The organism is Streptomyces sp. NPDC002144 (assembly GCF_053593695.1).
This window is the reverse complement of the sequence record NZ_JBSFDB010000037.1, coordinates 1-13,674: the sequence shown is the minus strand read 5'-3', so window position 1 is coordinate 13,674 and position 13,674 is coordinate 1. Positions and strand designations below refer to the sequence as shown.

Genomic DNA, 13,674 nt, shown 5'->3' with positions numbered 1-13,674 from the left:
CCTGGGGATGGGACGGGTAGGGGCGGCGGGGCGAGACCCATGACCCGCGCCCACCCACCCGCACCCACCCACCCGCACCCCCCCACCCACGCTCACCCACCCGCACCCCCCACCCACGCTCACCCACGGCCCGACACCCCGAAACACGATGCCCCACCGACGTCTCCCAGCGACAATGACCCGGTGCGGTACAGAATCCTGGGCGTCACCGAGGCAGCAGACGACCACGGCACCGCCATACCCATCCCCGGCCCCCGCCTGCGCACGCTCCTCGCCACCCTCGCCCTGCGCCCCACCCGCGTCACACCCCCCACCACCCTGATCGACGAGATCTGGACGGACGACCCGCCCCAGGACGCCCCCGCCGCCCTCCAGGCCCTGATCGGCCGCCTCCGCCGCACCCTCGGCAAGGACGCCATCACCTCCACCCCCGGCGGCTACCGCCTCGCCGCGACCGAGGACGACGTCGACCTGTACGTCTTCGAGCGCCTGGTCCACGAGGGCACGGCGGCCCTGACGGCCGACGACGCCGCACACGCGGCCCGCGTCCTGACCGAGGCCCTCGCCCTGTGGCGCGGCCCCGCCCTCGCCGACCTCCCGGACCGCACCGCCGCCACCCGCGCCGACGCCCTGCACCTGGAGGCCACGCGCGCGCGTATCGACGCGGACCTGCGACTGGGCCGCGCCCACACCGTCGTACCGCGTCTGACGGAACTGACGACGGCCCACCCGTACGACGAGCCCCTGCACGCCCTCCTCATCCGCGCCCTGCGTGACACGGGCCGCGGAGCGGACGCCCTCGCCGCGTACGAGACGGCCCGCCGCGCCCTGTCCGGAGGCCTGGGCACCGACCCGGGCCCACAACTGCGAGCGCTGCACGCCGAACTGCTCACCGAGCCACCCGGCCCGACACCGCCCTCCCAACCCACCGAAGCCTCTCGGCTCGCCGAAGATCGCAACGCCGACAACGCCCGTCCAGCGCAAGACTCCCGCCCCCAAGCCGCTGGATCCGCCGAAAGCTTCCTCCTCCAGTCCTCCTCCGACTTCTCCATGCCCTCTGAGCCCTCCCTCCCTCAAGCCCCCGGTCTCACGGACCAGCCCAACTCCCACCCCCAACCCCCCACCCGCACCGGCAACCTTCGTCCGCGGCTTACCTCTTTCGTGGGGCGGGAACCAGAGCTCGACGCCATCCGTTCCGAATTGCACAGGGCCAGACTGGTCACCCTCACCGGACCGGGCGGCTCCGGAAAGACCCGCCTCGCCGAGGAAGCCGCCGCCGGGCTCCCGCAGGCCTGGCTGGTCGAACTGGCACCGCTCGACCGGCCGGAGGCGGTGCCGGGCGCGGTGGTCAGCGCGCTCGGTCTGCGCGAGACCGTGCTGATGACCACCGAGCTGACGGCCCCGCAGGACGACCCGGTCGCCCTGCTCGTCGAGCACTGCGCCCCGCGCAGCCAGCTCCTGATCCTTGACAACTGCGAACATGTCATCGAAGCGGTGGCCGCCCTCGCCGAGACCCTGCTCACCCGCTGCCCCGGGCTCACGATCCTCGCCACCAGCCGTGAACCCCTGGGCGTTCCCGGCGAGTCGGTGCGCCCGGTCGAACCCCTCGTCCCCGACCAGGCCCACCGCCTCTTCGAGGAGCGCGCGTCCGCCGTCCGCCCCGACGCGGCGGCCGTGCTCCGCGACCGCGAGGCCGTCCAGGAGATCTGTCGCCGCCTGGACGGGCTGCCGCTCGCCATCGAGCTGGCCGCGGCCCGGCTGAGGCTGCTCACCCCGAGGCAGATCGCCGACCGCCTCGACGACCGCTTCCGCCTCCTGACCTCCGGAAGCCGCACGGTCCTGCCCCGCCAGCAGACCCTGCGCGCGGTCGTGGACTGGTCCTGGGAGCTGCTCGACGAGCGGGAGCGCACGGTCCTGCGTGAGGTCTCCGTCTTCGCCGGCGGCTGGGACCTCACCGCGGCGGAGGCCGTCTGCACGGGTCCCGCGGCCGACCTCGTGGGGGCGCTCGTCGACAAGTCCCTGATCGTGGCCACCCCGTACGAGACGCCGTACGAGGAGGGCGGCTGCGGCACCATGCGCTACCGCATGCTGGAGACCATCCACGAGTACGCCGTCGAGCGCGCCGCCGAGGTCCCCGAGCTACGCGCGGAGGCCGAACGGCGGCACCGCGCGTGGGTGCGGGCGCTGGTGGCGGAGGCGGAGCCGCGTCTGCGTTCGGCCGACCAACTCCCGTGGATCCACCGTCTGGAGACCGAGCTGGACAACATCCGGGCGGCTCTCGACCGTGCCCTCGACGAGGGGGCCGAGGAGGAGGCCGGTGCCCTGGCCCTGGACATGGGCTGGTTCTGGTGGCTGCGCAACTACCGCCAGGAGGGCATGGCCTGGGTGGACCACACCCTGCGCCTGGGCGTCACCCTGGACGGCCATCCCGCCCCGACCACCCCCGACACGCACCGGCCGGCTGCCCCGGACACCACTTCCACGAGCACCCCCGACCCCATCGACGCCTTCCTCGACGCCCCGGACGGGGAGCGGCACCACCCCCGGCACACCCTCCGGATGAACCTCCGCATGCTGCACCTGTTCCTCAGGGCGGACACCGAGCGGTTCGAGGACCGGCTGGACGAGCGGCTGCGGAGCTACGTCGCCCGGCTGCGGGACTTCTACGCGCCGGGCGGTCCGGAAGCGGCCCGTATGCCGGGGTTGGTGTGGCCGCTCGCCACGTACGTCCTCGACGGCTCGGTGGACGTACGCGGCGCCATGGAGACCGCGGTCGCCAACAGCCGCAGATACGGCGACGACTGGGCGATCGGTGTCGTCCTGATGTTCCGCACCCACATGGCCGTCGACTCGCCGGGCGGCATGAAGGGCGTCGACGAGGACCTCGCGGAGCTGAGGGTGCTCAGCCGACGGGTCGGCGACCGCTGGATGCGGGCCCAGGTGTGCAGCGCGTCCGCCGAGGCGGCCATGGCCCGCAGCCGGCACACGGAGGCCAAGGCCGAGTACGAGGAGGCGCTGAGGCTGGCGTACGAGGTCGGCGCCTACGCCGAGACGCCGTTCCTGCTGGCCCGGCTGGCCGAGATCGCCTACCGCGCGGGTGACCGCCAGTCGGCGAGCCGGCTGTTGGACGAGGCGAGCGAGGCCGCCGAGCAGCACGCCGTCGTCGACTCGGCGGCGTTCGTCCTGCTGACGCGCGCCCAGATGGCGCTGGACGAGAAGGACACGGCACGGGCGCGGCAGCTGTGGGAGGAGGCCCGTGTGGAGACCGGCCGGGGCACGCCACCGCCGCAGTTCCTGGTGATGCTGATGGCCGTGGACGCGGGCGTGACGGCCGCCGAGTCGGGTCCGGCGCACGGGTTGCCGAAGCTCATCGCGGCCGTGCGTGAGGCGGTGGAGAAGCGCTGCGCCGACATGATCGTGGCGACCCTGCTGGACGGCACCGCGGGGCTGCTGGCCGAACTCGGCGACCACACGCGCGTGGTCCGACTGCTGGCCCTTGCTGACACCTGGCGCGACGGCCAGCCGCGCCTGATGCCGGAAGGAGCCCGGGCCGAGGCCGCCGGAGAGGCCGCCCGTACCGCGCTGGGCGCCGATCGCTACGAGAGGGAGTACACGCGAGGCGCGGCGCTCACCCCCGACGCCCTGTTCGCCGAGTTCACGGAGACGCTGCGCCTCCACCCCGCCCCCTGAGCGGCCGGACTACGAGCAGGTGAACCTCGACTCCGCCCAGTCGGCGAGCGTCAGCGAGTCGAAGGACGTGTCGGGCTCGACGACCAGCCGTACCGTCCTGCGCCCGCTCAGGCTCACATGCACCGGGACCGCCTGGTCGCCGCCCTCGACCAGGCCGGACTTCCACAGCCGTACGCCGTCGGCGTAGACGGAGAAGCGGACCTTGCCGAGACCCAGGGTGGTGTCGTCGATGCCGACGAAGGCGTCGTAGGCGGTGCAGCTCCGGTTGAGGTCGATGGTGACTGAGGAGGCGCCGTGCACGGTGACGCCGTGCGCGTACCGCTTGTCGGCGATCGAGAGGCCGTAGCGCTGCCACACCCAGCTGCTCTGCCCGAGCCGCATCTCGGGCTGGGTGCCGTCGCCGGTGAGGTCGTACGACAGCTCGCTCCACTCGTAGACGGCGGGAGCGGGCGGGGGAGTCGGGGCCAGGGTGGGGGTGGGCGTCGGCCTCGGGCTCGGCTTCGGCCGCTGTGAGGGCGGGGGAGTGGCTGTCGGCGCGGCGGTCGGGGTGGGCTTCGGGCGGGGCGGCGCGGGGGTATGGGTGGGCGCCGGGGTGGAGGCGGCCGCCACGGGGACGATCGCCGGGGGGTTCGGTGCGGGCTGCTTCTTCGAGGGCGCGGACGTCGGCGACTCGGGCCGTACGACCGGTGAGGAGACCGGCGGTTTGGCGTCCGGCTTCCTGGCGGGGCTGTGGCTCCCGGCCAGCGCGAGCACCACCGCCACGCCCGCCACGGCGACGACACCGGCGGCGATGCCGGCCTTCACGGGCGCGCCCAGTCCCTCGGAGGCCGCCGCACCCCCACCGGCGCCGGCCCCGCCGGACGAACCGCCGCCCGCGGCAGCGGCCGCACCCGCGGCCCCCGCCGCCCCGGCGCCGGCCCCACCGGCGATGAGCCCGAGCGCCTTGGCGTACCCGGCGGCGCCGAACCAGCCGATGACCGCGACCGGTACGACGGCGGGGATGCCGCTGGCGACTTCCTTGATCTGGCCCGCGGCCAGGCGGCACTTGGCGCACTCCTCGAGGTGCTGGCGCAAGCCTCGCTCGGCACGGGTGCGCAGGCCGCCGCGCGCGTAGGCGCCGAGCCGGTCGGCGTAGCGGGCGCACTCCTCGTCGCCGACTAGGGCGGCGCTGACGTGGGCCTGCAGATAGGCCTGCCTGAGGCCCTCACGGGCGCGGCTGGCGAGCACGCGTGTGCCGTTGGCGTCGAGGCCGAAGAGAGTGGCGACCTCGCTCGGCGACTCGTCCTCGACCTCGGTGTGCCACAGCACGGCCTGCCAGCGTTCGGGCAGCGACCGGAAGGCACGCATCGCCAGGGACTGCTCGGCCTCGTGCATGGCGCGGACATCGGCACCGAGGTCGAGGCCCGCGCCGAAGGAGCCCAGGGACGCGGCGTCGTCGGAGACCTCGGGGGAACGGGCGGCCTGCGCGGCGAACACCGCGAAGTCGTCGACGAGTTGCTCCCGCCTGGCGGACTTCGTCCAGGAGGCGGCGACGCGCCGGACGGTGGTGAGCAGATAGGCGCGTACCGCGTGTTCGGGACCGTGGCCGCGGCGTACGGCCTGGAGCATGCGGGCGAAGACCTCGGCGGTGAGGTCGTCGGCGGTGTGGGCGTCCCGGCAGCAGGTGCGGGCGTAACGGCGCACGGCGTCGGCGTGGCGCCGGTACAGCGCCTCGTACGCGGTGTCGTCGCCCGAGCGCATCCGCTCGATCAGATCGGCGTCCGACGGCGGCAGGCTCCTCGGCGACGGCGGTACCGCGCCGTCCTCGCGCCGGTCGCGCTGGGCGGGCACGCTGCCCTCGACGGGCTCACCGGCCTGGGCCGGGATGGAGGGCCGACCGCCCTGACTCGGCACCTGCGGCGAACCACCGGCCTCCGGGTCACCGTCCCCCGGTGACCCGTCCCGCCCGTCAACACTCATCGCGGAATGCCCCCGCCGCCAGCCCTATCCGTCCCGCACACCGGGTCAGAGTGCCACATTGGCTTTTGTTCAGGCCCCCGGAGTACACCGCATCCACTCGTCCGGGGGGTTTTCCCACCCCCGGTACTAGCCCTCACCCAAACGGGGAAGCCTCAACCGATCCCCAGGGGAAGCCGCACAGCGGTGCGGGTGGGAACGCACCACCGGCCGAAGGCCGGGCGCATCCCCACCCGCGGACAGCATCGGCATCAAGCGGGCCGCGACCGCAGCCCCTCCAGCAGGATGTCCAGCAACCGCGCGGACGCCGCCGCCTGCTGCGCAGCGTCCGGCAGCGAGGGCGCCGCCGTGGCGATCACCAGCAGCACGTCCGACACGGACACGTCGGCGCGCAGTTCACCCGCCGCCCGGGCCCGCTCCACCAGCTGCCCCACGACCTCGAGCAGCGCCGCGGCCCCCGTGTCGTCCTCGGAGACCAGCCGCAGCTCACCGGCGCCGACCCCGGCACCCCCGACACCCGGCCCCCGCTGCTGCGGCACCCGGGCCTCGTCGAACACGGAAGCGTCCCGCTCGTCGGCGACGCCGACCCGCAGCACCTGCGGCGGCAGCAACCGCCCCGCTCCCGACGCCACCGACGTCCGCAGGAACCGCGACAGCGCGGACCACGGCTCGTCCTCCTGCCCGAGCGCCGCCCGGGCCTGGTCGGTCAGCCGCGAGGTCTCCTCCTCGGCTATCCGCCGCACCAGTACGTCCTTGCTCGGGAACCGCCGGTACACGGTCCCCACACCCACCCGCGCCCGCCGCGCCACGTCCTCCATCGGCGCGCCGTACCCCAGCTCGCCGAAGACCTCGCGCGCCGCACGCAGTACGTGCTCCAGATTGCGCTGAGCGTCCACGCGCAGCGGCGTCGTACGCGGCCCGTCCCCGCGTCCGTTGCCCGCCGCCGCGCTCACCATGCCGCCCGCTGCGAGCGCGGACGACCAATGAGAGTCCTGAACATGCATAACGTTCCCCCGGTAATGACGTCTCCCCCCGGAGACTCTCCCCGCCATCGGAAAAGGCGGAGCGTGCGGGGAAGCCGGGATCACCGGTCCGCCCGTCGCGGACTTCGGATCCGATGAAGCGCTTCCCCCTACACCCCGTCGACACACGAACATAGTTGAGAGGGGGTCAATTCAGAAGGGGCAGGTTCCGCACGGAGCGCCCCCCGATCGGACCACGGGTGGTATAAGTCCCGATTGCACCCCCTGGCGCTCCCCGGCGCACACCCACTGACCTGCGCTCCTCCTCACTACTTGGGCAATTCGGCCAACTCCGGAGATCCCCGACCTGCGGTCACACAAATTGTCGAGGCTGTGGACAAACTCAAGCGCTGGGTGCGTCATGGGATGGTGAAGGAACGTGCGCGCATTCTCGTTGTCGGCGGCGGCTACGTCGGGATGTACACGGCCCTGCGCCTGCAGCGGAAGCTGAAACGGGAACTGGGGCGGGGCGATGTCGAGATCACGGTCGTGACCCCGGACCCGTACATGACCTATCAGCCGTTCCTGCCCGAGGCGGCGGCCGGCGCCATTTCCCCGCGCCATGTCGTCGTACCGCTGCGCCGGGTGCTCGACCACTGCCATGTCGTCATCGGCGAGGTCCGTTCGATCGACCACGGCAAGCGCACCGCGACCCTCACCACCCTCGCCACGGAGGAGGAGGGAGCGGGCGCCGAACAGCTGTCGTACGACGAACTCGTGCTCGCGCCCGGTTCGATCTCGCGCACCCTGCCGATTCCCGGGCTCGCCGAGCACGGCATCGGTTTCAAGTCGGTCGAGGAGGCCATCGGCCTGCGCAACCACGTCATCGAGCAGATGGACATCGCCTCCTCCACCCGCGACCCGGCCATCCGCGACGCCGCGCTCACCTTCGTCTTCGTCGGCGGCGGCTTCGCCGGAGTGGAGGCGCTCGGCGAGCTGGAGGACATGGCCCGCTACACCACGCGCTACTACCACAACATCGAGGCCGAGGACATGAAGTGGATCCTCGTCGAGGCCTCGGACCGCATCCTGCCCGAGGTCGGCGAGGAGATGGGCCGCTACACGGTCACCGAACTGCGCCGCCGCAACATCGACGTACGGCTGAACACCCGCCTGGAGTCCTGCACCGACCGGGTCGCCGTGCTCAGCGACGGGGCCCGCTTCCCGACCCGCACGCTGGTGTGGACGGCCGGCGTCAAACCGCACCCCGTCCTCGCCGCGACCGACCTCCCGCTCACCGTACGGGGTCGGCTGAAATGCACCCCCCAGCTGACGATCGACGGCGTCACGCACGCGTGGGCGGCCGGAGACGCCGCATCCGTCCCCGACGTCACCGCCGAGCAGCCGGGCGCGGAGACGGCCCCCAACGCCCAGCACGCGGTCCGCCAGGCCCGGGTCCTCGGCGACAACATCGCGCACGCGCTGCGCGGCGAGGACCTGGAGACGTACTCCCACAAGTACGTCGGCTCTGTCGCCTCGCTCGGTCTGCACAAGGGTGTCGCGCATGTCTACGGGCGCAAACTGAAGGGCTACCCTGCGTGGTTCATGCACCGCGTCTACCACCTGAGCAGGGTGCCCACCTTCAACCGCAAGGCCCGTGTCCTGGCCGAATGGACCCTCTCGGGCCTCTTCAAGCGGGAGATCGTCTCGCTCGGTTCACTCGAACATCCCCGTGCGGAGTTCGAACTCGCGGCCGGTGGAAAGCCTCCTACCGACCCGACGACCGACCCGAAGGGGTCGTCCTGACCGGACCCAGGAACTCCACCGACCGGGTGGGCGTCTGACGGATGTCGCTCCGGTAGGCCACACTGCCAGACTGATCCCCGCCATCCGGGCGAGCGGCAGCCCGCCCCCATCGAACTCCGCTCCCTTCGAACTCCGCTCCCTTCGAACCCCGCCCCTTCGTATCCCCGCCCCTTCGTATTCCCCGCCCCCTTCGAACCCCAGAGGCTTTCCCCACCGTGCTGCATCCCGGGGGCGTCATCCCCCAGCCCTCCGGCCAGTCCCGGAGCCGGCCGCAGACGCCGAAGACGACGACACGAGGCAAGGATTCGTGAACTTCACGCGCTGGAGCGCCCGGCTCCCCGGAACGCAGCGCCGCGCCGCAGCGCGGACCGACCAGGTGGCCCTTCCCGACCGGCAGCCCGAGCAGCCCGGCTCCGTCCCCGCGGCCCGCGCCGAACAACTCACCGACGCCACCCGCCCCGTGCCGGCCGTCGACGAACTCCCCGTCCGTGAGGTCCTCGACCGCGTCCCGGCCCTCGTCGCCCTGGTCCACGGCCCCGACCACCGCGTCGCCTACGTCAACGACGCCTACGTCGCCGCGTTCGGCCCGCGCCCGCTCGGCCAACCCACCCGCGAGGCCCTGCCCGAACTCGACGAACTGGGCCTGCTGCCCCTGCTCGACCAGGTCCAGCGCAGCGGCAGACCCCGCACCCTGAAGTCCCGCAAGGCCCCCGACGGCCGCTCCTACACCTTCAGCTGCACCCCGGTCACCGAAGGGGGGTCCCCCGACGGCCACGGCGTACTCGTCTTCGCCACCGACGTCACCGACCACGCCGAGGCCGCCGAGCGCCTGCGCGCGAGCGAACGCCGCCAGCGCGAGACCGCGGTCACCCTCCAGCGCTCCCTCCTCCCGCAGGAGCTCGAACAGCCGGACGACCTGCGCATCGCCGCCACCTACCAGCCCGGCGGCACGGAGGCCGCGGTCGGCGGCGACTGGTACGACGTCATCACCCTCGGCGGCGGCCGTACGGCCCTGGTCATCGGCGACGTCATGGGCCGGGGGGTGCGCGCGGCCGCCGTCATGGGCCAGCTGCGCACGGCCGTCCGCGCCTACGCCCGCCTCGACCTGCCTCCGCACGAGGTCCTCCAGCTGCTGGACGGGCTGGCGACGGAGATCGACGCCAACCAGATCGCCACCTGCGTCTACGCCATCCACGACCCGAACGAGGGCCGCCTGGTGTACGCCTCGGCCGGCCACCTCCCCATCCTCGTCCGCGACGAGAGCGGGGTGGTGCTGCGCGCCGACGAACCGACCGGCCCGCCCCTGGGCACCGGCGGCTGGATGCACGCCTCCGGCTCGATCCCGCTCGGCCCCGGCTCCACCGCGGTCCTCTACACCGACGGCCTGGTGGAGCGCCGCAACGAGGACCTGGACGAGGGCATCGCGGCCCTGGAGCGCGCCCTGGCCGGCGCGACCGGCACCCCCCAGGTGGTCTGCGACCGGCTGGTCCGCTCCGCGGGCGTGACGGCGGACCACGACGACGACGTGGCGGTCCTGGTCCTGCAGCACCCGGCCCGCACCGGCCCCGACGGCGAACTCTTCCGCAACGCCGCCCTGGAACTCCTCGGCGGCGTCGAAGCGGCTCCACGCGCGCGTGCCTTCGCCTCCGGCGTCCTCACCAGCTGGCGCTTCCCCGCCGACCTGCACGACCTCGGGGTCCTCGCCGCCAGCGAACTGGTCGCCAACTCCCTCCAGCACGGCATCCCGCCGATGCGGCTGCGGCTGCGCCGCACCGACCGCCGTCTGATCATCGAGGTCACGGACGGCGACGACCATCTCCCGCGCCGCCGCCGCGCGGAGCCGGGCGACGAGTCGGGGCGCGGGATCGCCATCGTGGCGACGATCGCCTCCAACTGGGGCTCCCGCCGCACACCGGGCGGCGGCAAGGCGGTGTGGTGCGAGTTCCTTCTGCCGAAAGGCGCGACCTGACAGGCGCGCGCACAAGCCCCGCGCGCGCCATCTAGGCGAACCCGCCTCCCGGTGCTAGTAGCTCCCCATGGCAGACGAACCGGGTTTCCAGCTCAGGGGCACCGCCCCCGAACGCTACGAGCAGTACCTCGCACCGATCATGACGCCCTTCGTGACGGCGCTGCTCGACGCCGTGGACCTGTGTCCCGGCGACACGGTCCTCGACCTGGCCTGCGGCACCGGCTTCGCGGCACGCGCGGCGGCCGCCCAGGTCGGTCCCGCGGGCCGCGTCCACGGCGCAGACGTCAACGAGGCCATGCTCAAGGTGGCCGTGGCCCACCATCCCCGCCACTACCCCGACATAGAGTTCACCGCCGCCCCCGCCGACGATCTCCCCTATCCCGACGCCACCTTCGACGCGGTCGTCTGCCAACAGGGCGCCCAGTTCTTCCCCGACCTGACCGCCGCCCTCAAGGAGACGGCCCGCGTCACCCGCCCCGAGGGCCGCTTCGCCGCCACCGTCTGGTCCCCGGCCGCCCTCACCAGCCCGTACTTCGCCGCCCAGCACGAGGTCATCGAGGAGTACGGCGGCCCGGACCCGGCGGCTTCCTTCGCCGCGGCCTTCGCCTGCACCCCCGACCACCTCACCACGGCCCTCCACACGGCCGGCTTCCACGACACCAAGACCCACGAGCTCACCTTCGGCATCAGCCTCCCCCCACTGGCCGAGTTCGCCCCCGGCCACCTCTCGGTCCTGCCCTGGGCCCAGCAGATCCTCGACACGGAGGGCGCGGAAGCCCTGACGGCCGCCGGCCAGGCCCTCACCGCCCGCCTCGCCGCCCACGCCACGACGACCTTCGCCTTCACGGCCACCCTGGCGACGGCGACCCGCTGAGCCGGCACACCAACCAGACCGGCACAGCAACCCAACCGGCACACCAACCGAACGGACACAGAAAGCGGCCGCCACCCGAAGGTGACGGCCGCTTTCCACACTGATCGCGGACTCACGCCTCCGCGACGGCCGGCTCCGCGGCGGCCCCACCCCGGGCCACCACCCGACTCCGACCGAGCCACGGCCGGTCCTGTACGGCGGTGAGCTGCCGCCCCAGCCGCAGCGCGAGGAAGGTGATCCCCAGCGAGAACAGCAGGAACGTCACGACGTACGGCATGGGCAGCGAGGCCCCCAGCGGCCCGCCCACCGCCGGCCCGACCGCCAGCGCGAGCTGCTTCACCAGCGCGAAAGCGGAGTTGTACTGCCCCGCCATCCCGCTGGGCGCGAGATCGGCGACCAGCGGAGCGACGGTCGGCGACAGCATCGCCTCACCGAGCCCGAACAGGGCGTACGTCGACACGAACGCGGCCGTCGCCATCTCCTGGCTGCCGTGTCCGAGCCCGGCGTATGCGGCGGCGAGCCACGCCACGGCCCAGATCAGCCCCACAGCGGCGATCACCCGCGACCGCCGCCGACGCTCGACGAACCGCAGTACGGCGAACTGCGCGACGACGATCATCAGCGTGTTGGCGGCCAGCGCGCTGCCGAGCGCGGACGTCGAGATACCGGCCGCCTCGACGCCGTACGCGCTCAGCCCCGACTCGAACTGCCCGTAGCAGGCGAAGAAGAGCACGAAGCCCAGCACGGACAGCTGCACCATGGCCCGGTTCCCGAGCAACTGCTTCCAGCCGCCCTTGCCCGACCGCGCGGGGGCGTCCTCCATGCGCGGTGCGCGCGGCACCCGCACGGTCGCCATCACTCCGACCAGCGTCAGGAACACCGCCGCCTCGATCGAGAACAGCAGGGTGAAGGAGTCGACGCGCGTAGAGTCAACAAGATGGCCGCCGATGAGCCCGCCGACACCCAGCCCCAGGTTCTGCAGGAAGAACTGCATGGCGAAAGCGCGGGACCGCGTGTCCGTGGTCGAGCAGTCCACGATCATCGTCGCCAGCGCCGGCTGCATCACGGCCTGCCCGGCACCGAGCGCCGCCGCCGACAGCAGTACGGCCGTCGCGCTGCCCGCCAGCCCCAGGCTCAGCGCTCCCAGAGCGGCGGTGACCAGGGCGGCGAGCAGGACCGGCAGCGGACCACGCCGGACGATGGCCCGCCCGGCGAACGGAAGCACGATCAGCGCGGCCACGGCGAAGACCGTAAGGACCAGCCCCGCGGTCATGGCTCCCAGCCCTCGCACCTGCGCCACATAGACGTACAGGTACGGGACGGTGAAGCCGAGCCCGAACGCGCTGAGTGCGTTGCCCACATGGATCCGGCGCATCGCTGCGCCCATCGCCCTGGTCACGTTCACCTCTCTCAGGTAGTTGAAGTTCCTCAGTACTTAGAACCGAAGACTTCGAAGATAAATTTCAAGGCTAAAGGCTACAGAGGCAAGGACTTCGAGGCAAAGCGACTGCGTGCGATACTGCGCACATGGCCGAGACCCCCGGCGTCACCGAGCCGACGCTCGACGAGCAGATCGCCGCGTATCAGCGGGAGTTCCGGGACCTCGACCCCCAGGTCGAGAAGATCGTCTCCGCCCTGGCCCGGCTCAACCGACGGATGAACGTCGCCTACGGCCGCCAGACCTCCGCGCTCGGCATCAGCAACGCCGAGTGGGAGGTCCTCAAGGCCCTCGTCCTCTCCGGCGCCCCCTACCGTCTGGGCCCCAGCGACCTCGCGAAGCGGCTCGGTCTGACGCCGGCCGCGATGACCCACCGGATCGACCGCATGGTCGGCGAGGGACTGGTGACCCGGGAGCGGGACGAGACCAACCGGGTCCGCGTCATCGTCGAACTGACCGGGGAGGGCAGGGAGAAGTGGCTCGAGGCGATGCGGCTGGCGACGGTCTTCGAGGAGGACCTGCTCCAGGACCTCTCCGCCGACGAGCGCGCTACTCTGGGAGACGTCCTCACTCGCCTCCTGCGCAGGGTGGAACACGCCCAGCCGGATGCAGGGGGACGCCTGCTCGACCTGGACTAAAAGATCTTGACATGGGGCACTTGACAGCCCCCTGCCGGATCCGTAAAGTTCTTCGGGTTGCCACGGGGCCGTAACGGTTCTGCGGTAGCACCTCCCGCCGCGGTAGCGGCACAAACCTTCAGCACGATCTCCCGAACGGGTTGATTTCGGCGCGCCCGAATTCAATTCGATTCGGAGCCCGGTAGCCCGATTGGGAATCGCCGAGCGAATCGGCTAAGGTTTGAGACGTCGGAACGGCCCAACGGCCGGGAAGACAACCCCCTCTGACGGGGAATCAGACACCGAAAGGGTCTGATAGAGTCGGAAACGCAAGACCGAAGGGAAGCGCCCGGAGGAAAGCC

Annotated in this window: 8 protein-coding genes; 5 read left to right on the top strand and 3 right to left on the bottom strand. The window is 72.4% G+C overall.

The features are described 5' to 3' along the window. Positions 1 to 183 precede the first annotated feature (183 nt). On the top strand, positions 184 to 3,690 hold the full coding sequence (locus ACWCQ1_RS38705) for an AfsR/SARP family transcriptional regulator (RefSeq protein WP_451028475.1): 3,507 nt from the start codon (positions 184 to 186) through the stop codon (positions 3,688 to 3,690). Positions 3,691 to 3,699: 9 nt separating this feature from the next. On the opposite strand, the gene ACWCQ1_RS38700 is transcribed toward ACWCQ1_RS38705, so the two are convergent. Both ACWCQ1_RS38700 and ACWCQ1_RS38695 read right to left on the bottom strand, forming a co-directional pair. Continuing rightward, a complete protein-coding gene (locus ACWCQ1_RS38700) occupies positions 3,700 to 5,649 on the bottom strand; it encodes a sigma-70 family RNA polymerase sigma factor (protein ID WP_451028474.1) in 1,950 nt (649 codons plus the stop codon). 248 nt (positions 5,650 to 5,897) lie between these two features. Then, positions 5,898 to 6,650, bottom strand: coding sequence for a TetR/AcrR family transcriptional regulator (locus ACWCQ1_RS38695; protein ID WP_133049011.1), 753 nt, complete (start codon positions 6,648 to 6,650; stop codon positions 5,898 to 5,900). A gap of 384 nt (positions 6,651 to 7,034) precedes the next feature. On the opposite strand from ACWCQ1_RS38695, the gene ACWCQ1_RS38690 reads away from it, so the two are divergent. The 3 genes from ACWCQ1_RS38690 (at position 7,035) to ACWCQ1_RS38680 (ending at position 11,257) form a co-directional block, all read left to right on the top strand. Continuing rightward, a complete protein-coding gene (locus ACWCQ1_RS38690) occupies positions 7,035 to 8,414 on the top strand; it encodes an NAD(P)/FAD-dependent oxidoreductase (RefSeq protein ID WP_358607789.1) in 1,380 nt (459 codons plus the stop codon). A gap of 307 nt (positions 8,415 to 8,721) precedes the next feature. Beyond that, positions 8,722 to 10,383, top strand: coding sequence for an ATP-binding SpoIIE family protein phosphatase (locus tag ACWCQ1_RS38685; RefSeq protein ID WP_358607792.1), 1,662 nt, complete (start codon positions 8,722 to 8,724; stop codon positions 10,381 to 10,383). Positions 10,384 to 10,450: 67 nt separating this feature from the next. Further along, positions 10,451 to 11,257 carry a class I SAM-dependent methyltransferase gene (locus tag ACWCQ1_RS38680; protein WP_451028473.1) on the top strand — a complete coding sequence of 269 codons (807 nt, stop codon included), beginning with the start codon at positions 10,451 to 10,453 and terminating at the stop codon, positions 11,255 to 11,257. 112 nt (positions 11,258 to 11,369) lie between these two features. Here ACWCQ1_RS38680 and ACWCQ1_RS38675 read toward each other — a convergent pair whose 3' ends face one another. Continuing rightward, a complete protein-coding gene (locus ACWCQ1_RS38675) occupies positions 11,370 to 12,632 on the bottom strand; it encodes an MFS transporter (RefSeq protein ID WP_451028500.1) in 1,263 nt (420 codons plus the stop codon). A 152-nt stretch (positions 12,633 to 12,784) separates the two neighbouring features. Between ACWCQ1_RS38675 and ACWCQ1_RS38670 the strand changes: the two genes are divergently transcribed. Then, on the top strand, positions 12,785 to 13,333 hold the full coding sequence (locus ACWCQ1_RS38670) for a MarR family winged helix-turn-helix transcriptional regulator (RefSeq protein WP_133049006.1): 549 nt from the start codon (positions 12,785 to 12,787) through the stop codon (positions 13,331 to 13,333). The last annotated feature ends 341 nt before the right edge of the window (positions 13,334 to 13,674 follow it).